This window comes from Candidatus Poriferisocius sp. (assembly GCF_965204145.1).
In the GTDB taxonomy this organism is placed as follows: Bacteria; Actinomycetota; Acidimicrobiia; order Acidimicrobiales; family Bin134; genus Poriferisocius.
This window is the reverse complement of record NZ_OZ241977.1, coordinates 233,522-252,906: the sequence shown is the minus strand read 5'-3', so window position 1 is coordinate 252,906 and position 19,385 is coordinate 233,522. Positions and strand designations below refer to the sequence as shown.

20 protein-coding genes are annotated in these 19,385 nt (G+C 63.7%); 9 read left to right on the top strand and 11 right to left on the bottom strand.

Translation table 11 applies throughout. The features are described 5' to 3' along the window. Positions 1-57 precede the first annotated feature (57 nt). The 7 genes from ACOGI7_RS01095 to ACOGI7_RS01065 all read right to left on the bottom strand — a co-directional run bounded on the left by ACOGI7_RS01095 (position 58) and on the right by ACOGI7_RS01065 (position 6,673). Positions 58-708 (bottom strand): hypothetical protein, encoded by a 651-nt coding sequence (locus tag ACOGI7_RS01095; protein ID WP_419850088.1) that lies wholly within the window; start codon positions 706-708, stop codon positions 58-60. A 158-nt stretch (positions 709-866) separates the two neighbouring features. Further along, entirely contained in the window at positions 867-1,286 is a 420-nt protein-coding gene (locus ACOGI7_RS01090) for a transposase (RefSeq protein ID WP_419851437.1), read from the bottom strand. Further along, on the bottom strand, positions 1,238-1,693 hold the full coding sequence (locus tag ACOGI7_RS01085) for an IS5 family transposase (protein ID WP_419850087.1): 456 nt from the start codon (positions 1,691-1,693) through the stop codon (positions 1,238-1,240). Before ACOGI7_RS01085 ends, ACOGI7_RS01090 begins: the two co-directional genes overlap by 49 nt. A gap of 1,071 nt (positions 1,694-2,764) precedes the next feature. Then, entirely contained in the window at positions 2,765-4,222 is a 1,458-nt protein-coding gene (locus ACOGI7_RS01080) for an SAVED domain-containing protein (RefSeq protein WP_419850086.1), read from the bottom strand. Further along, a complete protein-coding gene (locus tag ACOGI7_RS01075; RefSeq protein WP_419850085.1) occupies positions 4,219-5,118 on the bottom strand; it encodes an AAA family ATPase in 900 nt (299 codons plus the stop codon). The genes ACOGI7_RS01080 and ACOGI7_RS01075 overlap by 4 nt, the downstream gene beginning before the upstream one ends. Beyond that, positions 5,115-5,621 carry a hypothetical protein gene (locus ACOGI7_RS01070; protein ID WP_419850084.1) on the bottom strand — a complete coding sequence of 169 codons (507 nt, stop codon included), beginning with the start codon at positions 5,619-5,621 and terminating at the stop codon, positions 5,115-5,117. Before ACOGI7_RS01070 ends, ACOGI7_RS01075 begins: the two co-directional genes overlap by 4 nt. Before the next feature lie 5 nt (positions 5,622-5,626). After that, on the bottom strand, positions 5,627-6,673 hold the full coding sequence (locus ACOGI7_RS01065; protein ID WP_419850083.1) for a CBASS oligonucleotide cyclase: 1,047 nt from the start codon (positions 6,671-6,673) through the stop codon (positions 5,627-5,629). Positions 6,674-6,699: 26 nt separating this feature from the next. Here ACOGI7_RS01065 and ACOGI7_RS01060 point away from each other — a divergent pair, with 26 nt between their 5' ends. Then, the gene (locus tag ACOGI7_RS01060) at positions 6,700-7,524 is read left to right on the top strand and encodes an ImmA/IrrE family metallo-endopeptidase (RefSeq protein WP_419850082.1); all 825 of its coding nucleotides are present in this window, start codon (positions 6,700-6,702) and stop codon (positions 7,522-7,524) included. A gap of 42 nt (positions 7,525-7,566) precedes the next feature. Next, positions 7,567-7,968 (top strand): helix-turn-helix domain-containing protein, encoded by a 402-nt coding sequence (locus tag ACOGI7_RS01055; protein ID WP_419850081.1) that lies wholly within the window; start codon positions 7,567-7,569, stop codon positions 7,966-7,968. A 178-nt stretch (positions 7,969-8,146) separates the two neighbouring features. Here the strand turns inward: ACOGI7_RS01055 and ACOGI7_RS01050 are convergent, their stop codons facing one another. Both ACOGI7_RS01050 and ACOGI7_RS01045 read right to left on the bottom strand, forming a co-directional pair. Next, on the bottom strand, positions 8,147-8,521 hold the full coding sequence (locus ACOGI7_RS01050; RefSeq protein WP_419850080.1) for an NYN domain-containing protein: 375 nt from the start codon (positions 8,519-8,521) through the stop codon (positions 8,147-8,149). 15 nt (positions 8,522-8,536) lie between these two features. Next, positions 8,537-9,457 carry a Dyp-type peroxidase gene (locus tag ACOGI7_RS01045; protein WP_419850079.1) on the bottom strand — a complete coding sequence of 307 codons (921 nt, stop codon included), beginning with the start codon at positions 9,455-9,457 and terminating at the stop codon, positions 8,537-8,539. Positions 9,458-9,573: 116 nt separating this feature from the next. On the opposite strand from ACOGI7_RS01045, the gene ACOGI7_RS01040 reads away from it, so the two are divergent. The 3 genes from ACOGI7_RS01040 to ACOGI7_RS01030 are packed head-to-tail and all read left to right on the top strand — an operon-like array spanning position 9,574 to position 12,919. Beyond that, positions 9,574-10,368, top strand: a complete 795-nt coding sequence (locus ACOGI7_RS01040) for an enoyl-CoA hydratase/isomerase family protein (protein WP_419850078.1) — start codon at positions 9,574-9,576, stop codon at positions 10,366-10,368. 13 nt (positions 10,369-10,381) lie between these two features. After that, on the top strand, positions 10,382-11,548 hold the full coding sequence (locus tag ACOGI7_RS01035; protein ID WP_419850077.1) for an acyl-CoA dehydrogenase family protein: 1,167 nt from the start codon (positions 10,382-10,384) through the stop codon (positions 11,546-11,548). A 27-nt stretch (positions 11,549-11,575) separates the two neighbouring features. Further along, positions 11,576-12,919: a phosphotransferase family protein gene (locus ACOGI7_RS01030; RefSeq protein WP_419850076.1), complete on the top strand. Its 1,344-nt coding sequence runs from the start codon at positions 11,576-11,578 to the stop codon at positions 12,917-12,919. Between the two features lie 3 nt (positions 12,920-12,922). Here the strand turns inward: ACOGI7_RS01030 and ACOGI7_RS01025 are convergent, their stop codons facing one another. Further along, positions 12,923-13,801: an ROK family protein gene (locus ACOGI7_RS01025; RefSeq protein WP_419850075.1), complete on the bottom strand. Its 879-nt coding sequence runs from the start codon at positions 13,799-13,801 to the stop codon at positions 12,923-12,925. A 9-nt stretch (positions 13,802-13,810) separates the two neighbouring features. Then, the gene (locus ACOGI7_RS01020; RefSeq protein ID WP_419850074.1) at positions 13,811-14,491 is read right to left on the bottom strand and encodes an MIP/aquaporin family protein; all 681 of its coding nucleotides are present in this window, start codon (positions 14,489-14,491) and stop codon (positions 13,811-13,813) included. Positions 14,492-14,771: 280 nt separating this feature from the next. On the opposite strand from ACOGI7_RS01020, the gene ACOGI7_RS01015 reads away from it, so the two are divergent. The 4 genes from ACOGI7_RS01015 to ACOGI7_RS01000 are packed head-to-tail and all read left to right on the top strand — an operon-like array spanning position 14,772 to position 19,363. Beyond that, positions 14,772-17,126: a xanthine dehydrogenase family protein molybdopterin-binding subunit gene (locus ACOGI7_RS01015; protein ID WP_419850073.1), complete on the top strand. Its 2,355-nt coding sequence runs from the start codon at positions 14,772-14,774 to the stop codon at positions 17,124-17,126. A 10-nt stretch (positions 17,127-17,136) separates the two neighbouring features. Continuing rightward, positions 17,137-17,610, top strand: coding sequence for a cupin domain-containing protein (locus ACOGI7_RS01010; protein WP_419850072.1), 474 nt, complete (start codon positions 17,137-17,139; stop codon positions 17,608-17,610). Then, positions 17,607-18,473, top strand: a complete 867-nt coding sequence (locus ACOGI7_RS01005) for a TauD/TfdA dioxygenase family protein (RefSeq protein WP_419850071.1) — start codon at positions 17,607-17,609, stop codon at positions 18,471-18,473. Before ACOGI7_RS01010 ends, ACOGI7_RS01005 begins: the two co-directional genes overlap by 4 nt. Next, on the top strand, positions 18,470-19,363 hold the full coding sequence (locus tag ACOGI7_RS01000; RefSeq protein WP_419850070.1) for a transglycosylase family protein: 894 nt from the start codon (positions 18,470-18,472) through the stop codon (positions 19,361-19,363). The genes ACOGI7_RS01005 and ACOGI7_RS01000 overlap by 4 nt, the downstream gene beginning before the upstream one ends. Positions 19,364-19,385 lie beyond the last annotated feature (22 nt).

Sequence of the window (19,385 nt, the reverse complement as noted above, 5' to 3'; positions counted from 1 at the left end):
AGCCGCGCTCTTGTAGCACGGGCTTCTCACTTCGGCCCACTTAGGACGGGTCAGCGTCTACTGGATCCACAGCAGCTCGGCCCCGCAGGTCTTGTTGTCGGCCAGGCCGAAGGCGGTCATCCGGACGGTGTTCCCGTAGGCGTCGGTGGCCGTGAAGTCCATCGTCACCGGATGCTTGCCGTCCTCGTTGACCGGGGCGACCTCTGTGAGCACCGTGTCCATGCTCCCCGGGTCGAACAGCTGCGGGCGGACCAGGTCCTCCAGGGCGTCGTAGTTGCCGTCCCAGCCGCTCATGCAGTGGAGACCGGCCTCCCTCTGGCCCGCGATGACCGCCTCCTCGGGCTCGCTGCGCCTCACGAGGTCCCCGCAGTGCCGCTCGACGGCCTTCTGCCGGGCCGCCTCCGGCCTCTTGTCGGGGCTGGTGCCGTAGAACTCGTCGGAGCTGAGGATGAAGGTGCTGAACGTGAAGGACTTGCCACTACGTTGATATTCGTAAGGACACTCCCCATGGAGCGTGGGTGCATGCGCTCTCGAAGTCGGAGTCGGGGTGGCGGGGGCGGTCGGCCTGCTCTCGGCCGTCCTGGGGGGAGGGGTGTACTCCCACTCGTCGCCACCACACGACGCCGCAGCCGCCAAAAGGACCACGAGTCCCACGAGGGCGACTGCGACAAGCCGTACTCCGAGCGTGATCTTGCGGCGCGGTTCCATTCGGGTGGCCCCCTTCGGTCGGAGTTGATGCCCAAGTGTCACCGAGAGCACACACGTCCACACCGAAGGGAGCCGCGCTGGGCGACTCCGCATCGCATAGACATGGACGCGTGGAAATAGCGCTCTCGGTGACGCCGAAGAAAGTAGCACAGCAGCGCCTAGCGAGAGTGCGGCGACGCCCCCCTGCGGCCCTCCTTGGTGTTGAGGTGCCAGAACACCAGCGACAGCAGCTCCGAGAGCGTCTCGGCCAGCTTGCAGTAGCGGTTGGCGATCCCGCGGAACTGCTTGAGGTCGGCAAAGGCGTTCTTCACGAGGTGGCGCGCTTTGTAGGCGTTCATGTCGCACTCCGGCTCCGACGACTTGCCCCAGGTGTTGCGCTGGGGCGGGATGACCGCCTCGGTGCCGCCGCCTGCCAGGTGGGCGCGGTTCCTCCTGCTATCGTATGCTTTGTCGGCCAACAGCCGATCTGGGGTCGGCACGCATTCGAGCAGGGGGATCAGCTCCCTGCCCTCGTAGGCATGCCCCGGCCTCAGCGAGAACCGGGCGAACCTTCCCTGGAGGTCGGTGAGAACGGTGATCTTCGTGGTGAGTCCGCCGCGGCTCCTCCCAATGGCTTGCAGGTCTCAGGAGGCGTCGGGCGGGCTGCCCATTTTATTGCACCGGCCGCGTGCTGGTGGGCCTTGACGAACGTGCCGTCCACCATGGCGGCGCCCAGGTTGAGCTGGTGGTCCAGTGCCGCGAGCACCCGCGAGAACACCCCGGACTGCGACCAGCGGCGGAACCGGCGGTAGACGGTGTTCCACCTGCCGAAGCGCTCTGGGAGGTCCCTCCACGGAGCGCCGGTCCTGGCGATCCACATGATGGCCTCCACGGTGACCCTGTGGGCCGCCGAGTACGGCCTCCCCGGCCTACCGCGCTCTTTGGGCAGCAGGGGCGCTATGAGGCCCCACTGCCGGTCTGATATGAGTTGCTTGCCTTCGCACAACCCATTTTGCAGAGGAGAGTGACAATTTCTTGACCAGGGGAAACGCTGTGAAAGCTGTCACTGGGAGGGGGCGGGGGCGATCCATAAAATCGAATAGACTTATGGGTGGAGGTGAATGACTAGGTGATTGTTCAATTCAGCGCCGTTTCGGCGTTTGTCAACACGCCCTAGCGCAGCGCGATCCATATCCGACACGACAAGACCAACAGCCATAGCCCAGGCATACACGCCCCAACCATTTCAACGAGGCATCGCTAGGTCCGCGTCACTCCCGATCAGCCAGCAAGTCGCCACGGCTACGCTTTACGAAGGGTTCAGCAACGACTTGGGTCCTCTTGATCAGCCAGCCGGTAGGGCGACCTACGAATTCCTGTGCCCTCTCGGCGCTTGCAACCTCAGAAAACGCCAGACAACGCTGGTCTATCGGTTCCAGATCGCGACCAGCCGAGGATCGCACTCGACCGGCATTACACCAATGTATGCCTGTGGAATGAGATGGTCCCCAATACGTTTGCCAACCAAGTCGGGAGATGCAAAACAGTGTTGGCACCGACCATCCTTCCAATGCCGCGCCTTGAGAGATGAACTGCCAGAGCCCTGACACATCTTCAACTTACGCAGTTCTCCTAGGGTCAGTCTCGGCTCGACGTCATCTGTTAGCGACCTTAGCCGTCGAATTCTCTTTATTTCCTTAACTACTTGAACTATTGGGACCGGCAATGACAAGAGGAAAAGTACAACTCCCGGACGCAGGTTCAGCGGGGTCAAGACTGATTCAACTCCAAATCCAATGGTTCCCCAGAAGAAGTTGGTGACGAGAGCCAGAACTGGCAGAGCAAGAAGCTTCATGACGTCCATCGCCAGTCGCCTCATTTTGGCAACCTTGCCAATTCCGGATCCCGGGACCATGATCATCCGCCTGGCAGGACGAACCCCGTCCTGGAAATCCTCTGCCTCCGGCTCATCCCTTCCTTGCTTCAATTTGATCCTCTCCACAGTCTGACTTCGCACGCATATCAACAACGAAGTTTGCTCCAATTAGCCTAAGAGAGCGATACATCGCAGGTTGATCTAGCTGGAAATAGTGAATGCTGCCTCGTATCCCTCGTTCGATAGATCCTCGTAAATCGTCGTCGTTTGCATCCGATCCCATGACCAGCCGAGGAATGCCGCGAATGGTGCTGGCGCCATCAGAACGAGGTCGATCTCGCGGCTATCGATGTTGGCTCGGATCCAGTCTCGGATTGCTACCGCCGCTGACAGCGCATCATCGGCGTCAGCAAGCAGCGACTGATGCGGCCCCTCCTCAATCGTCAGGGTTACGAGCCGGCCATGCCTTGACGACAGCAGCGTATGCCGGACGTCATCGGTACGATCAGTCGATATAGCCAAGACAATGAGAGTCGGGCCGTTGCCTCGCAGTTCGTCAGTGAGGATGTTGACGGTGCGATCGGTTATGCGGTTCTGGTTTGCGACCCAGATCCCGTCTCGGTATTCCACAGCGAGGTGGAATCCTGCGACGCCTCGGAGTGCCGCACCCAGCGCGAACCAGCACGGCAAACGCAGCGCGCCCCGCACTAGGACGCGCTGGTTGTTCTGCTCAATGAGAGACGCACGCAGCGCAGCGAGATCATCCGACAGGACTCCGTTCCAATCCGCCGGGTTGATCATTCCACGACGGTTTGATGCTTCCGCGCCCCTAAATCGTTCGACCCAATCCAAGACATGGCTGGCATCGTCAACTGGCTCTCGTCGCAGCCCTTGGATGACGATGACGGTTCTAGGGTTTTCAATCCGAAGTCCCATGGAGTCTGCTGCTGTGGCGATCTGTTCTGGTGTGCGCGGGTCTCGTGTGTCCTTTACCCAGTTTCGGACCCAGGCAAGTGCGACGCCCACTTCTGATTCGTCGGCTCGAATGCCCGCGCTAGCTGCAACATCAGCGACACGCGATAGCCATTCTGCCTCAGTCTGTCCGACGCGGATAGCGAGAGCATCAAGAAGCGAACAGAGCTCTTCCTCCGTGCATTCGAGGTGACCGGCTAGTTCTCCCCGCGCTTTCGCGAGCGCTTGAGTACTGGCACGGCGCAGACCTGTGCCGATTGAATTGTGACGATCAATCAGCGCGAGCACACGGTCGCTGCCGTCTAGGGGTCTTCCTGTGATGAGCTCTAGGCCCGTAGCTGGGCGGCCGAGGTCGACCCAAGACTTGTGCAGCTTTTGAAGCAAGCTAGGCGACGGCTTACCGGCTCCCGTTCGCTTCGGTCGATCCGTTAGCCAATCAATGCTTGCCAAGTACGCGCTCGCGACCGCTGCCTTGACCTGAATGAACTTGGATTTGTCGTCGGCGAAGTGAACTACGACGTCGTCGACGTTCCCGGCGTCATCGGCCTCGACGGCTACCGATGTAATGCCGTCCGGGTCGGCGATTGCACGCAGGCACCAGTACCACACCACAAGGTGTTGCAGGTCGTCGCCGGTGATCCGGGCTCCGGAGCTGCTTGGCTTCGATGTCGCGTTGAGGGCCGTCATTCGTACTGAAAGGGTGGCGTCGGCGGGTTGGCCGCGATCGCATCAGCGACCACGTCGATCGTGATCGGCCGATCTGGGAACGCCTTCAAGACAGCATCTGGGAGAACGCGATGCACAAGATCGGAGTAGGTGTAGCCGTATCCCCGTCCGGTGTCTCCGGTTAGATCGACGAGCTTCTCGATTTCAGTCGAGCTCAGTCCGCAGCCAGTTAGTGCTTGACTGAATACCTCTAAGCGGTGAGGATCGTCAGGTCGAGTGAACTCGAATGCAGCTGCGGCCCGACGCCGAACGGCCGGGTCCAGGGCGCTCAGCCTGTTGGTGCACATCACTACCAGGGCGGGACGGCGCTCAGCCGCCAAGGTGTCGATCCCGCGGATGAGGGCATTCACTCCGGCCCGGTCTTCGTGATGCATCTGTCCGAATTCGCGGGACTGGGCGATCGCATCGGCTTCATCGATGATCAGCACGATCGCGTCCCCGCTGCGCAGGTTCCGACTACGCCTGATGACCTCGTCGAAGGCTTCCCCGAGAAGACGTGTCATCTCGCCAACCGCGCCCGCGCCTCGAGAGCGGAGGCTGAGACGGAGCACCGAGACGTTGATCTTGCGGTCTTTCGCCACTTGCTGGGCGAAAGTCTCTGCCAGAGTGGACTTCCCAGTGCCGACATCGCCAGCAAGCACGAACAGGGGTGTTCGCTCGGCGAATGTCTCGACGATCGGCAGCACCGAGCCGTGGGCGGCGGAAGACCACGTCCGCAACGCGCTGGGATCAAGCAACACCGTAGCGTTGGCAAATAACGCGGCCTTGATCGGGTCGAGCCCGACGAGACGATCCAGCCGTTGCTGGGCTGAACGGTCGGGCAGCTCAAGTTCATCGTCGAAGAGATCCTGGTTCATAGCGGTCTGAACGCCCCTCGTGCAACACCGGTGCCGTTTGATGAGTAGTGCCGGTCTGAGCTCCAATAGCCACCATTCGTGCCGGGCTCAGGAGCTCCTGTCCGCGATATGGGCAATGAGTTCTCTATGCTGCTGCGCTCGCTCTCTGTCAGAGAGTTCCACTTCGGACTGTGCGTGAGGTAGGAGTAGAACTGTGCTCCAGCGACATCTACTCCGCGAGGGATCCCGCCCGCGCGGTCATCGGCGGCTAGCGTCCCATCGTTCCGTGCGGTGTACCTCAGCGCCACTACCCAGGACCCATTGCGGCGATAGCCGTAGGTCACCGTGCCCAGATAACCACCCTTGAGGAGCTGGGCGGCTTCTTCGCCGTAGGCATCGATGTCGGCATCCGTCGGCAAGCCATAGGCTCTCTGCAGCAGTTTGAGATCGGCCTTGATCTTGGATGTCACGTATCGGGCGTTCGCGATCGTGAAGGTGCTGGTGTGCGTTGTTGTCATGCTCATGAGAATCAGCCCTTGAAAGTCGTGCCGAGAACGATCTGCCAACAAGCGATCGCCTGAGCTTTGGTGGTGGCGAAGCCCGCTTCGATGAGGGCATCGAGGGCCGTTTCGGCTCGGGCCACGATGCGTTGGCGGTCCTGGTTGGTGTAGTGGACTGCGACGTTGTTGTTGGGGTTGACTGGATCGAAGATCTCAATTGCGGCAGTCGAGCCAGCGGGGAGATCGCTGGCCGTGTAGTAGTCGTCGAACGCGATGCGATCATTGAGACCGCTGTCGACGATGTACTCGAACACTGCTGTCAGCGCATCGATGTGGTCGCTGAAGAAGACCCCGCTGTCGGACAGATGAGCGACGATCAGTTCTGCCATGAACGACTTGAACTTGAAAGTCTCGTCGTCGCGCTTCTGGTTGCGGATCCACCACTTCAAGTACCGGATGACCTGAGCAAGATTGCCCGGGTGTTCGCTCTTACGCGCTCGGATGAATTCCAGGTGCAGCGGAATGCTGGTCAGCAGCCGCTCGCCGGTGTCCTTGGCGACGAGGTAGCCCTTGCCGTCGGCATCCCCTTCGTCAAGGACGGGGACAACATCGACGTTGAACCCGGACGCGAAGGTGATCGTCGGGCAGTAGGTGCCCGACTGAACGGCATCATTGGCAATGGTGGCGCCGTAGACCTCGCGAAGGCGGTCCGTCATCCATAGGACGAGGCTCTCGTCGCCAAATGAGTCGGCCTCGACGTAGACCGCGACGTCCATGTCGTTGAGGCCGGAGAGACCCGTTCCCTTGGCCACGCTGCCCGCATGGAGCATTCTCACCAACGAGAACCCAGGGTTGTTGGCGATGTGGTCTTCCAGTCGCTTTCGCAGGAAGCGCACGCGGTCTCTGCCGGCACTGACCTCCTCAATCTTGAGGTTGATCCTCTTTTCGGCGAACGCCTTGAGGTCAGCGTTCGTTATATGCAATGCCATCTGGTGCCTACCTTTCCTGTATGAAACTCCGTTCCGGGTAAGGGCATAGCTGTTCCTTATCGGGAACCTTATCACTGTTCCCGACAAAAAACGAACTATTCTTGACAGGGAACATGAAGCAGCTGTCCCTCTTCGACTTCCAGCGTCTCCGCAACCCCGGCCCCGCCGACGTTGCAGCCACTGCGGACGGCGTCATCGCGGAGCTGGGGCTCACGCCTCCGATCGACACCAAGACGGTGGCGTCATACCTTGATGTGTCGCGAATCAGAGAGATGGAACTCGAAGCTGCGGGGTGCCTCATCTGTGACGGCCGCGACGTCAGCATCCACGTTAGAGCCTCAGATGGTGAGCCGCGGCAACGGTTCACCATCTTTCACGAGTGCACGCACATTTTCTTTCGCGGCTTCGAGAAACAACCCCAATACCGATGCAACCCGTCCGTCATGCCCAGACGTGACGATCACCTTGAGGCCATGTGCGACCAGGGCGCCAGCTCTCTTCTGCTACCCGAGAAGTACCTGCGAGCCGACCTGCTTGAGGCCGACTTTGGCATGGGGACTCTGAAGGACGTTGCAGAGACCTACCAAGCGAGCCTCGAAGCAAGCGGACACCGCATCGTCGACCTGGCTCCCTACCCGACTCTGTTCGTCGTCCTTGAAGTCCGCAAAAAGCCATCTGAGCGCCACAACCTCCACGCCGAACCCAAACTGCGCGTCCGAACCGCCCGTGGTACCCCCGACTGGCCGTATATCCCCGAGTACAAGTCGGTCAGCGTGGATTCACCCCTTGAACGCGCCCTGCAAGGTGAAATCGTTCATGAGCGAACGACCCTAGGCGAGTTGTCTAGGGAGTACGTGCCGAATGTCGAAGTATCGGCCCGCGTAGTGCCCTACAACGGGCACATGCGCGTTCTTGCCCTCTACCGCCGCAACCCATAGCAAAAGGAGACCCATGACCACACAACACCGCCCCCAAGGCCCATGACCAACGAGACCGAAGAATCCATCGGAGACCGGATTTGCAGGTACCGACACGAAGCTGGCCTTAGCCTCAACCAACTCGCAACCTCCGCCAAAGTGAGCAAGGGCTATCTCTGGAGCCTTGAAAACGAGTCTGACAAACGACCATCGGCTGAAACCCTCTACGCCATTGCCGAGGCACTCGGCGTCACTATGAGCACCTTGCTCGGTCGACGGCTACTCACAGAGCAGCCAACCGACATCCCGGAGAGCCTGCGCGAGTTCGCCAACGAAAAGGGACTCCCCATAAAAGACGTGCGAATGCTCGCAGGCATTGAGTTCCGCGGCGTGCGCCCGCAATCACGCGAGCGATGGGAGCACATCTACAACGCAATCCGGATGAGCCGAGAACTAGACAAATGACCATCCAACGCCAACTCCATGAGGCCCGAGTCCCTCGGAGCCGTCCAAGAACTACGGGTTGCATGAAATGGGCCTGCACGCTTTGACCACTGGTCAGAAGCGGCAAGCCTCCCACGCGGGTTGGAGCAGAGCCGGGATCAGAACTGAGCCGTCGGGCTAGGGCAGCTTCCAATTCGGTTCACCCCAACCGGCGGTCCAACCGATCCCGAAAGGCTCGGGCGCCTACTACTACGGCGCCGTGGTGGCGGACTCGACGGGCGAGGTCGCGGTCGGAGGTGACGACGGTGGCCGCCGATGGATCACCCATGGCGGCTACTTCTTGGGCGATGCGGTCGTCGGCGGCGTTGGGGCCGCGGCGGGAGGCGTAGGCCAGCTCGACAAGGCCGTAATGCCCAGAGGGGAGGCTAGGCACTGGTCGGCCGTCGACCACCACCAGGGCCGGCACGCCGGCATCGGCAATGTCTTCGACCAAGCGGATCAGCGCGCCGTCCCGGTCGGCCCACCAGCCGTCGGGACGACACCCGATCACGTTCATGGCGTCAACCACAATCACTGTGGTTGACCCCCTCTACGCCAGGCTGGCGTCGAGGCACTCCACGGAGGGAGCGAAGTAGTAGCTGCCCGAAGCCGGGTTCGAGAAGTCGGTGAGCATGTCGCGCACCTGGCCGTTGCGGCCGTACATCGCATCCATGCGCTCCCGGAACGGGGCCTGGGTCTTGCAGAAGGCCATGAAGTACAGCCCCACAGTGCCATCGTGGAAGGCATACGGCGTGGACCGGCGGGCGATCTCGTCCCGCTTGGGCTTGGAGTCATCGGCGGTCTCGCCGTCGCGCAGCTCCACGTGGGAGAGGTGCGAATGCGGGGCCTGCTCGTCCAGGCGGGTGGAGTCGGCCTTGGTCCGACCGAAGTTCACCTCCTGAGTGGGCACGTCCAGCTTCTCCCAGGCCACCAGGTCGTGGACCCAGCGCTGGGCGATGATGAAGCTGCCGCCCGCACCGGCCTCGCCGTCGGGGATGATGGCCACGGCTGGCTGATCCTCATCCTCGGGGTTACCGGTGCCGTCGATGAAACCGGTCATGTCCAGGCTCTCACCGTAGATGAAGGTGGGGGTTTCCCGGGCCACGCTCATCCCGCCGGCGATCAGGGCCGTGCGGGCATCCCACTGGGCCTTCCACACCAAGTCCTTCTCGTCGTGGGTCATCCACAGCAACAGCTCCTCTTGGGTGCCCTTGGCCTCGCGGCCGCTGCCGTCGATGGACTCCACCGTGTGGTACGGCTGGAAGTCGCCGGGAACGTCGTCGGTCAGGTCGGCCAAAAGGGTGGGGCCGAGCCCGATGACGAGATTGATTCCCTGGGCGTCGCAGTTGCTGCGGCAATCGGAAATAGCCGACTTGATCGCCCCCAAATCGGCGCCGTCACCGCGACTGAGGTGGACATACCATTGGTATTTGCCCATTTCGTTGAAAATTGCCGGCTGGCAGGTCGCCATTGCGCATCTCCTCCCTGAAAACGTTGGCTGCTAACGAAGTCTGGCACTATTGCCAGGCAGATTCACCTTGAAGCGCAAAATTCCAGAACCCATCCTGACAGCCACAGGAGGAGCTAATGAATCCCGATGACTATGGCGCCCTGGAAGTGTCCACCGTCGACCGCATCACCACAGTGGTGCTCAACCGGCCCGAGGCCCGCAATGCCATCAATCCGGTTCTTCACGACGACCTGACCCGGGTGTTCACTGATCTAGACCAAGACCCCGACACCGACGTGGCCATCCTCACCGGAGCGGGCGGTTCGTTCTGCGCCGGTGGCGATATTCCCTGGCTGCGCCAACTGGCCGGAAACGTCTCTGAGGTGGAACGGGTGATCCGGGCCGACCGGCGCATCACCGAGTCGGCGCTCACTCTGGAAAAGCCCATCTTGGCCAAGGTGGACGGCCCTGCGGTGGGCCTGGGGTGCTCGCTGGCCCTGTACTGCGATTTCGTATATGCCTCGGAGCGGTCGGTGTTCGGCGACCCCCACGTGTCGGTGGGCCTGGTGGCCGGCGATGGGGGCGCCCTGCTGTGGCCCCAGCTTGTTGGCTACGCCCGGGCCCGGCGCTACCTGCTGACCGGCGACTTCATCAAAGCCCCGGAGGCGGCCGACATCGGCCTCATCACCGAGTGCGTGCCGGGCGAAGAGCTCGACGACACCGTGCAGGCCATGGCCGAGCGGATGCGCGACGGGGCCCGCATTGCCATCAAGTACACCAAGGCGTCCATCAACGCCGGGCTGCGCCAAGTGGCCAATGCAGTGGTGGACCGGGCGGCGTCCACTGAGGGCATAACCATGATGACCGAGGATTTCAAGATCGCCCTCGACGCCTTCCTGGCCAAAGAGCCCCCCAAGTTCATCGGCCGCTAATTCGGGAGCTCTAGTGGACTACCCCCAAGAAGCCGAGCACCACGGACTGCTGAGGGAGACCGTCCGTCGCTTCGTCGAGGCGGAGGTACCCCGGGAGTTGGCCCGGGAGTGGGACCGGACCAACGAGATCGACCGAAGTGTGCTCTACAAGCTGGCCGATTTGGGACTGTTCGGAATCACCATCCCCGAGCACTACGGCGGGTCGGGCCGGGACATCACCGCCACCATGATCGTGATTGAGGAACTGTGCCGCCGCAGCACCGCCCTGGGCAGCGGCTACATCTACGGCGCCTGCTACGCGGGCATGAACCTGGTGGAGACGGCCAGCGGGGACCAGCGCCGAGCGTGGCTGCCCAAGGTGGCCCGGGGGGAGATGCTGTTCTCCTACGGGCTGACCGAGCCCGACGTGGGCTCCGACCTGGCCAGCGTTGCCACCACCGCGGTGCGCGATGGCGACGTGGTGCGAATCAACGGGGCCAAGCGGTTCTGCTCGGGCACCACCTACACCGACTACATCTACGCCCTAGTCAATAGCAATCCCTCCGGCGAGCGCTACCACAATCTGTCGTTCGTGCTGATTCCGCCATCATCACCGGGAGTGACCATCGAACCCCAGCACGCCATGGGCCTCAAGGGGTCGATGACCACCGACGTCACCTTCACCGATGTGGAGGTGCCTGCTGAAAACATCGTGGGCGGCGACGAGGGGTGGAACCAAGGGTGGGCCAAGCTGGCCGGTCCAGGTCTGGACGTGGAGAAGATCGAGGTGGCGGCCATGGCCCTGGGCATCGCCACTGGAGCAGTAGAGGACGCCTGGGGCTACGCCCAGGAGCGGGTGCAGTTCGGCAAGCCCATCAGCAGCCACCAGTCCATCCGCCACATGCTTTCCGAGGGTCGCACCCGGCTACTGGCCTCCCGCCTGATGACCTACCACGCCACCCGACTGCTGGATGAGGACAAGCCGGCGTCGGTGGAGACCTCCATGGCCAAGCTGTTCGTGTGCGACACCGCCAAAGACATTGTGTTGTCGATGCAGCAGGTGATGGGCGCATACGGCTACGTGGAGGACTTCGACATGGAGCGCTACGTTCGCGACGTGCTGGTGATGCCCATCATCGGCGGCTCCTCTGCCATCCAGCGAAACAACATCTCCAACCGGCTCAAACTGGCCAAGGAATAGCCCGCAATGACTGTTACCAAAGACCCCATGGATACTGAAGCTGCCTCCGCGAAGGTGGTGGCCTGGCTGGAGGACAACTTGGAGGGCACGGTCACCTATATCGAGCGTCAGGCCCGGTGGCGGCCGGTGTGGTTCGCCGATGTGGAGCGCAACGGCGAGCGGCTGGAACTGTGCGTGCGGGGCGACCGCACCGACATGCCCCTGGTCTTCCCGCTCGACCACGAGATGCGGCTTCAATCCCTGCTCGGCGACCACGGAATCCCCGTGGCCCAGGTGTACGGCTGGATCGACGACCCGATGGCCTACGTCATGGACCGGGTTCCCGGCGAGAACCACTTTGAGAACTGCACCGATGCCGAGCGGGACGCCGTGGTGGACGACTACCTGCACATCCTGGCCCGGATGCACGCCCTCGACATCCAGCCGTTCGTCGAGGGGGGCATCATGCGAGCAGAGCGACCCGAGGAGTCGGGCTTGCTGGGTTTGCGGCGCTACGAGCAGTTGTACCGCAGCGTGAAGACGCTCCCCGACCCGTTTCTCGAGTTCTCCTTGGGCTGGCTGCACCGCAATCCCCCGTTCTCCCGGGGCCGGGAGTCGGTCATCGTGTGGGATACCGGGCAGTTCCACCATCAAGACGGCCGAGTGCTGGCCGTGTTGGACGTGGAAATCGGCCACATCGGCGACCCGATGATGGACTTGGCCGCGTGGCGCCAGCGCGACACGGTGCTCGGGTTCGGAAACTTTGCCAAGCTCTACGACCGTTACGGAGAGCTGGCCGGCGAGCCAGTGGACTTGGACGCCATCCAGCGCCACCACTTCATGTTCACCCTCTCCAACCAGCTCCCGTTCAGCGCGGCGCTGCGGGAGCCGGCGCCCGACTCCGACCTGATGACCAACCTCCAGTGGTGCTACGAGACCAACCTGTTCGCCACCGAGGCCCTGGCCGAGATCCTCGACGTGGAGTTGCCCACCGTGGAAATGCCCAATCCCCGGGAATCCCGGGCCGAGGTGGTGCTCAACCACCTGGTGCGCAACCTGCGCACCGTGCAGATAGAAGACGAACACCTGCGCTACAAGCTGCGCACCATGTTCCGAATGGCCCGCCACGCATCCCGCATCGACGAGATCGGTGACGCGGTCTCGCAGGCCGACTTGGACGACCTCCACGAGCTACTAGGCCATCGTCCAGCGTCATGGTTGGCGGGCGAGGCCGAGCTCGAACAGTTCGTGCTGGCCAACGCCGACACCGACCGCTACGACGAAGCTCTGGTCACACTGTTCCACAAGCGCAATCTGCGGGCGCAGATGCTCCTCGGCCCGGCCGGCTCAGCCATGGCCCGCCACCTCCGTATTCAGACCTTCAGCGACTGAGGTCTACCCAGCTGAAGCTCGGGCAGCGACCGCCGCGGCGCCGATGAGGCCGCCGTCAGAGCCGAGGGGGCTGGGGATGATGCGGGTGCCTTGGGAATGAACCAGACGGCAGACCCGGTCGATCTCGGCTTGAGCGGCGTCGAAGAAGTCGGCGCCATAGCCCAGCGCCACTGACCCACCGACCACCGCTATGCGCAGATCCAGCAGGTTGGCCACCGAGCCGACTCCCCGCCCTACCAGCGTCCCCACCCGCCGCCGCATCTCTGTCGGCGCGTCGGCGGGGGCAATCCCCTCCAGCAGGTCGGCTATGGCGGTTCCCGAGGCCTGGCCCTCCAACAGCCCCACCGCTCCGGCAGCGTCGGCTCGCCCGCCTTCGGCCACAAAAATGTGCCCGATATGGCCTGCGTTGCCATCAGCCCCGTCGAGCAGCCGGCCGTTCAGCACGATGCCGCCACCGATCCCGGTTGACACCACCATGGCCAGGTAGTTGTCCTCCCCTACGGCTCCTCCTACCCAGCCTTCAGCCAGAGCGAGGGCTTTGGCGTCATTGTCCACCGCTACCGGCAGGCGGAGCGCGTCTGACAGCCGTTCTCGCAACGGGAAATCCCGCCACACGGCGATGTTGAGGGGTGACAGGAGCCGATGGTTGTCCCGTGACGGTCCACCGCTGCCCACGCCGCAGACCGAGACCGGCTGGCCGTGCTCCTCCAGCACCGCCCGAGCCAACTCCACAACCAGGGCGAACAGAACCTCCTCGTCAGGAGCCTGGGATGGCCCCCGTTGCTGGCACAGCACTTGCCCGTCAGGGGCGACCACGCCGACAGCCACCTTGGTGCCGCCGATGTCCACGGCTAGCACCGGGCCGTCAAGCACTATCTCCACGGCTTGAGGTTAGGAGACGGAATCCCCTGTCGGTTTGTCCTGTGGGTACACAAACCGAATCAGCAGCACCGCCGCCACCAGCCCGGCGATCTGCATCACGATGAACATGGGGGCCGATGACGGCTCGATGCCCGCAAAGGTGTCAGAGAACATGCGCCCGACGGTCACCGCAGGGTTGGCGAAGCTGGTGGACGACGTGAAGTAGTAGGCCCCGCCGATGTAGGCCGCAACCCCGCCGGCCACATATCGGACCCTTCCGGTGCGCACCAGAGCGAATATCAAAGCCACCAGACCGGCGGTGGCGATCACCTCGCCCAGCCACAGGTGGCCGGCCGAGCGGTCCTTGGTCGACCAGTCCACTGCGTTCAGGTCGAACATCAGGTTGGCCAGCATCGTCCCGACCACCGCACCGGCCACTTGGGCCGCGATGTAGGGGGCAATGTGGCGACGGGGAAAGTCACCCAGCGCCCAGTCGGCCACCGTTACCGCAGGGTTGAAGTGGGCCCTCGACACTGGACCGAACATCAGGATGATGGCGAACAGCACCGCCGCGGTGGCCGCCGCGTTCTGGAACAGCTGCAACCCCACATCGGTGGGCGACAGCCGCTCGGCCATGATGCCCGACCCCACCACGCCGATCAGCAGCAGAGCTGTGCCCACGGCCTCGGCAACCAGCTTTCGCGTCAGCACGCCTGGTACCTCATGACAACAGAATGGTCGGCAGAACTGGCATAGAGAAACTGGGAACCTCGGCAGAGTGCATGTGGAGGGGTCTCACACGCACCCCGCCAAGGTTCAGTTTGACGCTGTGCCGGAGGGATTTAGCACCAGCGTCTTGATGTTGGGGTTTTCACCACCACCAAAAAGCTAGGTGGCCTGGTGAAACGCACGAGCTACCCGACCTTTCGCCTAAGTGGCAGTCAGGTGAACATTGCCTTATTCAGACAGAGAAAAAGTACGCTCGTCGGCCATGCGGTTCACCGGCGCCAGCGTCCTCCGTCGGGAAGACCCGCGCCTCTTGGCCGGCGCAGGGCGATTTGTGGACGACATCGACCAGCCCGGTCTCTTGGAGGCGGCTTTCGTCCGCAGCCCGGTGGCTCACGGACGGCTGATGGCGATCGAGGCCGACCACGCTAGGAACACCGAAGGCGTGGTGGCCGTCTTGACCGCCGAGGATCTTGCCGAGTGCTGCTCCCCCATGGGATTGGGAATGACCGGGTCACTGATCGTGCCCGCCCATCTCCCTTTGGCCAACACCAAGGTTCGCTTCGCCGGCGACCCGGTGGCGGTGGTAATTGCCACCAGCCGGGCCGCAGCGGAGGATGGCGCCGATGCGGTGGAGGTGGAAATCGAGCCGCTTCCCCCGGTGACCAGTGCCGCCGAGGTTGGCGATGGTGCCGCCGCTGTGTGGGATGAAGCCCCCGACAACGTGCTGTGGTCTGGCGAGGAGGTGTGGGGCGATCCCGACGAGGCATTCTCATCCGCGGCCCATGTCATATCAGAGACGCTCACCCAGCACCGCCACACCTGCGTCCCCTTGGAGACACGGGGCGGAGTGGCCGAATACGACCCGTCCACCGGCAGCCTGCGCTACGAGGTCTCCCACCAGAACCCCCATGCGCTTAGGGTGCATTTGGCGGCGATCCTCGGGATGCCCGCCTCCCGGATTCGCATAATTTGCGACAGTATCGGCGGATCGTTCGGCCTCAAGTCCAACCCCACCCGGGAGGATGTGGTGGTGTGCGCTGCCGCCCGACTGCTGGGCCAGCCGGTGCGATGGATGGAGGACCGGGCCGAGAACCTGGTGGCCGGCGGTCACGCCCGTGAAGAGCAGGTGAGCGTGGAGGCCGCGCTCGACGAGAACGGTGTGGTGATCGGCTTGCGAGCCGATCTGGTGATGGACCACGGGGCCTACCCGTTTCTGAACCTGCCGCTGTCGCTGTTCGCCAACATCATCAAGGTGCTGCTGCCCGGCACCCTCCGGGTGCGCCACTACCAGTTCCGGGGTTCGGTGGTGGCCACCAACAAGGCCTCCTTTGTGGCCTATCGGGGGCCGTGGGAGATCGAGTGCTGGGTGCGGGAGCGCCTCATGGACCTCATCGCCCGCCAGCTCGGCCTCGATCCACTGGAAGTGCGCCGTCGCAACTACATGGGCGACGACCAGTTTCCCGGCACCATGCTCACCGGCCCCACCCTGGATTTCATGACCATCAACCAGACGCTGGATCGGGCGGTTGAGCTGGCCGACTACCACGGCTTTCGATCCGCCCAGGCTGAGGCCCGATCGGAGGGGCGGTATCTGGGCATAGGCCTGTGCACCTACTTGGAACCCGGTCCCGGTCCCACCAACTACGGCCAGGCGCTGGGCTTCACCTACGAGCAGCGATCGATGCAGCGGGCCCGGGTGAAGCTAGAACCCGACGGCTCGGTGACCGCATTCACCAGCCAGCAGCCCCACGGCCAGAGCCACGAGACCACCCTGTCGCAGGTGGTGGCCGACGAGCTGGGGGTGCCCATCGACAACGTGCGGGTGGTGTGCGGCGATACCGACCAGGTGCCCTTCAACATGGTGGGTACCGGCGGGAGCCGGGCGGCCACGCTGGGCGCCGGAGCGGCCCAGGGCGCGGCCCGCATCGTGCGCCACAAGCTGCTGGCGGTGGTGGCTGCCCTTTTGGAGGCCAATCCCGACGATCTGGAGATCGTCGACGGAATGGTGGCCGTGCGGGGCTCGCCCGACCGGTCCAAAACGGTGGCCGAGGTGGCCCGGCTGTCGTACATGGCCCCGTTCACCCTGGACGACGCACTGGGCGACGGGTTCGACGCATCCTTCGACTTTGAGACCCCGGCCGGCGGCTGGACCCAGTCGACCCATGTGTGCTGGGTGGAGCTCGACCCCGGCACCGGCCTGGTGACCGTGCCCCGTTACCTGGTGGTGGAAGACTGCGGGGAGATGATCAACCCCGCAGTGGTGGAGGGCCAGATCCGGGGCGGGGTGGCACAGGGAATTGGCAGCGTGCTGCTGGAGCGCATTGTCTATGACGACAGCGGCCAGTGCACCACGTCCACATTCATGGACTACCTCCTGCCCACCGCTGCCGAAATCCCCCATATCGACATCGAGCACCTCGAGGGGCCCTCTCAGGGCGACGTCCCCTGGCGGGGCGTCGGCGAGGGCGGAGCCATCGGTTCCCCCGCAGCGGTGTGCAACGCCATCGAAGACGCCCTCGCCCCTTGGGACGTTGAAATCACCGAGCAGCACCTACCACCCAGCCGCATCCTCGAGCTGATCGCTCCCACTTCTGAGCCTGCCGCAGGCGACCACTAGCGTGGGAGCCGTGAAGGACAACCCCATTGGCGAGCGGCGGCCGATCCGCATTGCCGAAATCGAATGGGAGGACTACGCCGATCCCGATGAGCCCGATCGGGCGCCGGGGCCGTTCGTGCGCTGGCTGGTGGACCCGGCATCGGGCAACCGGGTCATGCACGTGAAGTCGTGGGCAGGTCGCAACGCAGCGGCCCACTGGCACCTGTCCGACACGGTGTATCTGGTGACCAAGGGAGAGTTCATCGTGGAGGGCGAGGAGCCCTACCGGGAGGGCGACCTGCGGTGGGTGCGGGGCGGGTTCGCCTACGGCCCGGAGCGGTCGGGGCCCGACGGCTGCGAGTACCTGTTCTTCAGCCTCGGCCCCTACGACAAGCTCGACCCCGATGAGCACCCACCCCCGCTGGGCCGCTGGGACGACCCCTCCACCTGGGTAGACGGTTACCCCCAAGTCGAGCGGGCCAAGCTGATGGACAGCCCCCGATGAGCCTGACGATCACTCCCCTGGACGCCCCCCTCGGCGCTGAAGTATCCGGCTACGACTTCGCCGCCCCTCCGGACTCGGAGACCGCCACTGAGCTGCTGGCCGCGGTGGACGAACACCTGCTCCTGTTGTTCCGCAATCCCGAGCCGCCTACTCCCGCCCAAGTGACCGACTTCTGCGAATCGTTCGGCCCGCTGCGGCCCACACTGGCCGACAAATCCCGGCTCCCCGGCTTTCCCGGCATCAACCGGGTGTCCAACGTGGACATCGACGGCGTGGTCGGCACCGGCGGCACCGACATGGTGACCTACCACTCCGACCTCAGCTTCACTCCGCCGCTCATCGAGTTCCTGTATCTGGACGCGGTGGCGCTGCCCTCATCGGGTGGAGCCACCAAGTGGCTCAACCTGGTGGCCGCCTACCAAGACCTCGACGACGACATCAAGGCCCGAATCGACAACATCGGCGTGGTCTACCGGCTGCGCGACGGCCTGGATTTCGGCGGCTACTTCAAAGCCACCGACGGCGAGTCGCTGCTGGCTGACCGCACCTGCATCTCCCTAGTGCAGACCAACCCCCGCAGTGGCCGTCGCAGCGTGTGGCCCAATACCGGCCCCGACTTCGCCGCCGACGTGGAGGGTCACGGCCCCGACGAGGGGGCAGCCCTGCTGGCCGAGTTGTTCGCCCACTGCACCCAAGACCGCTACATCTACGAGCACCACTGGAGCGTCGGCGAGTCCGTCTTCTGGCTCAACACCCAAACCATGCACCAGCGCGAGGCCTTCCCCCCCGACCAAGTCCGCGAGCTCCGCCACGTCAACATCCTCGGCCACACCGACCCCCGCCAAGCCGCACAGGGACCATGACCGGACGTCGAGGCTGGTTCCGTTATGGGGCGTTGGCCGTGGCTATCGCGCTTGTCTTTGGGATGGCCGGCTCCTCGGCCGGAGGGCAGGCCCCCGACGAGCGGGATGCGCAGATTGCCAGCCTGCGAACGCTCGTTGCCGAACAGCAGACCCTGATCACGGCCCAGGAGTCGCTGTTGAACGACTACCGATGCCTGTTCGACATCGACACCCAGCTGGTTCCCAACGGCTGCCCCGATCCGGACCAGCCACCGCAGACTCCGCCCGCCGAAGAGACGGCCCCTGCCGCTGAACTGCCCTCCGGCACTACCGAGGAGCAGTGGGAGCAACTCCGCCAGTGCAATGCAAACGGCGATTACCGGTTCTCTAACCCCAACGGCGTCAACTTCGGCGCCTACCAGTTCAGGCAAACGAGTTGGGATGCCCTCGCCCGCCGCCACTACCCCCGACTGGTGGGAGTGAACCCCCGCGACGCCGCCCCCGCCGACCAAGACCGCATGGCCTATGCCCTCTACGAAGAGCGGGGATGGGCACCCTGGCCTGTTTGCAGTGCGCCATTTTCGGCGACCGAGCCAGGAGTCCCCCCTACACCGGACCCGGCCACACCCCCGCCTATCCCGGAGGGCACCACCCAGGCGCAGTGGGACCATCTCATCCATTGCGAGTCGCGAGGCGACTACACAGAGATCAACTCGGTTGGGCCATATCTAGGCGCCTTTCAATTCCTCCAAAGCACCTGGGATTGGGTAGCCGGTATCCACTACCCCCGACTGGTGGGGATAGACCCTCGAGATGCCGCTCCCGCCGACCAGCACCGCATGGCTTACGCCCTGTATGGGATGCAGGGATGGCAGCCCTGGCCCGCTTGCACCGCGGCTTTCCGCCAGTAGCTAAAGAACACTAAACAGTCCT

What these genes read in the sequence shown, in the direction of transcription:
- ACOGI7_RS01095 (WP_419850088.1), bottom strand. Translation starts at nt 708, where the DNA reads ATGGAACCGCGCCGCAAGATCACGCTCGGAGTACGGCTTGTCGCAGTC.
- ACOGI7_RS01080 (WP_419850086.1), bottom strand. Translation starts at nt 4,222, where the DNA reads ATGACGGCCCTCAACGCGACATCGAAGCCAAGCAGCTCCGGAGCCCGG.
- ACOGI7_RS01075 (WP_419850085.1), bottom strand. Translation starts at nt 5,118, where the DNA reads ATGAACCAGGATCTCTTCGACGATGAACTTGAGCTGCCCGACCGTTCA.
- ACOGI7_RS01070 (WP_419850084.1), bottom strand. Translation starts at nt 5,621, where the DNA reads ATGAGCATGACAACAACGCACACCAGCACCTTCACGATCGCGAACGCC.
- ACOGI7_RS01060 (WP_419850082.1), top strand. Translation starts at nt 6,700, where the DNA reads ATGAAGCAGCTGTCCCTCTTCGACTTCCAGCGTCTCCGCAACCCCGGC.
- ACOGI7_RS01055 (WP_419850081.1), top strand. Translation starts at nt 7,567, where the DNA reads ATGACCAACGAGACCGAAGAATCCATCGGAGACCGGATTTGCAGGTAC.
- ACOGI7_RS01045 (WP_419850079.1), bottom strand. Translation starts at nt 9,457, where the DNA reads ATGGCGACCTGCCAGCCGGCAATTTTCAACGAAATGGGCAAATACCAA.
- ACOGI7_RS01040 (WP_419850078.1), top strand. Translation starts at nt 9,574, where the DNA reads ATGAATCCCGATGACTATGGCGCCCTGGAAGTGTCCACCGTCGACCGC.
- ACOGI7_RS01030 (WP_419850076.1), top strand. Translation starts at nt 11,576, where the DNA reads ATGGATACTGAAGCTGCCTCCGCGAAGGTGGTGGCCTGGCTGGAGGAC.
- ACOGI7_RS01015 (WP_419850073.1), top strand. Translation starts at nt 14,772, where the DNA reads ATGCGGTTCACCGGCGCCAGCGTCCTCCGTCGGGAAGACCCGCGCCTC.
- ACOGI7_RS01005 (WP_419850071.1), top strand. Translation starts at nt 17,607, where the DNA reads ATGAGCCTGACGATCACTCCCCTGGACGCCCCCCTCGGCGCTGAAGTA.
- ACOGI7_RS01000 (WP_419850070.1), top strand. Translation starts at nt 18,470, where the DNA reads ATGACCGGACGTCGAGGCTGGTTCCGTTATGGGGCGTTGGCCGTGGCT.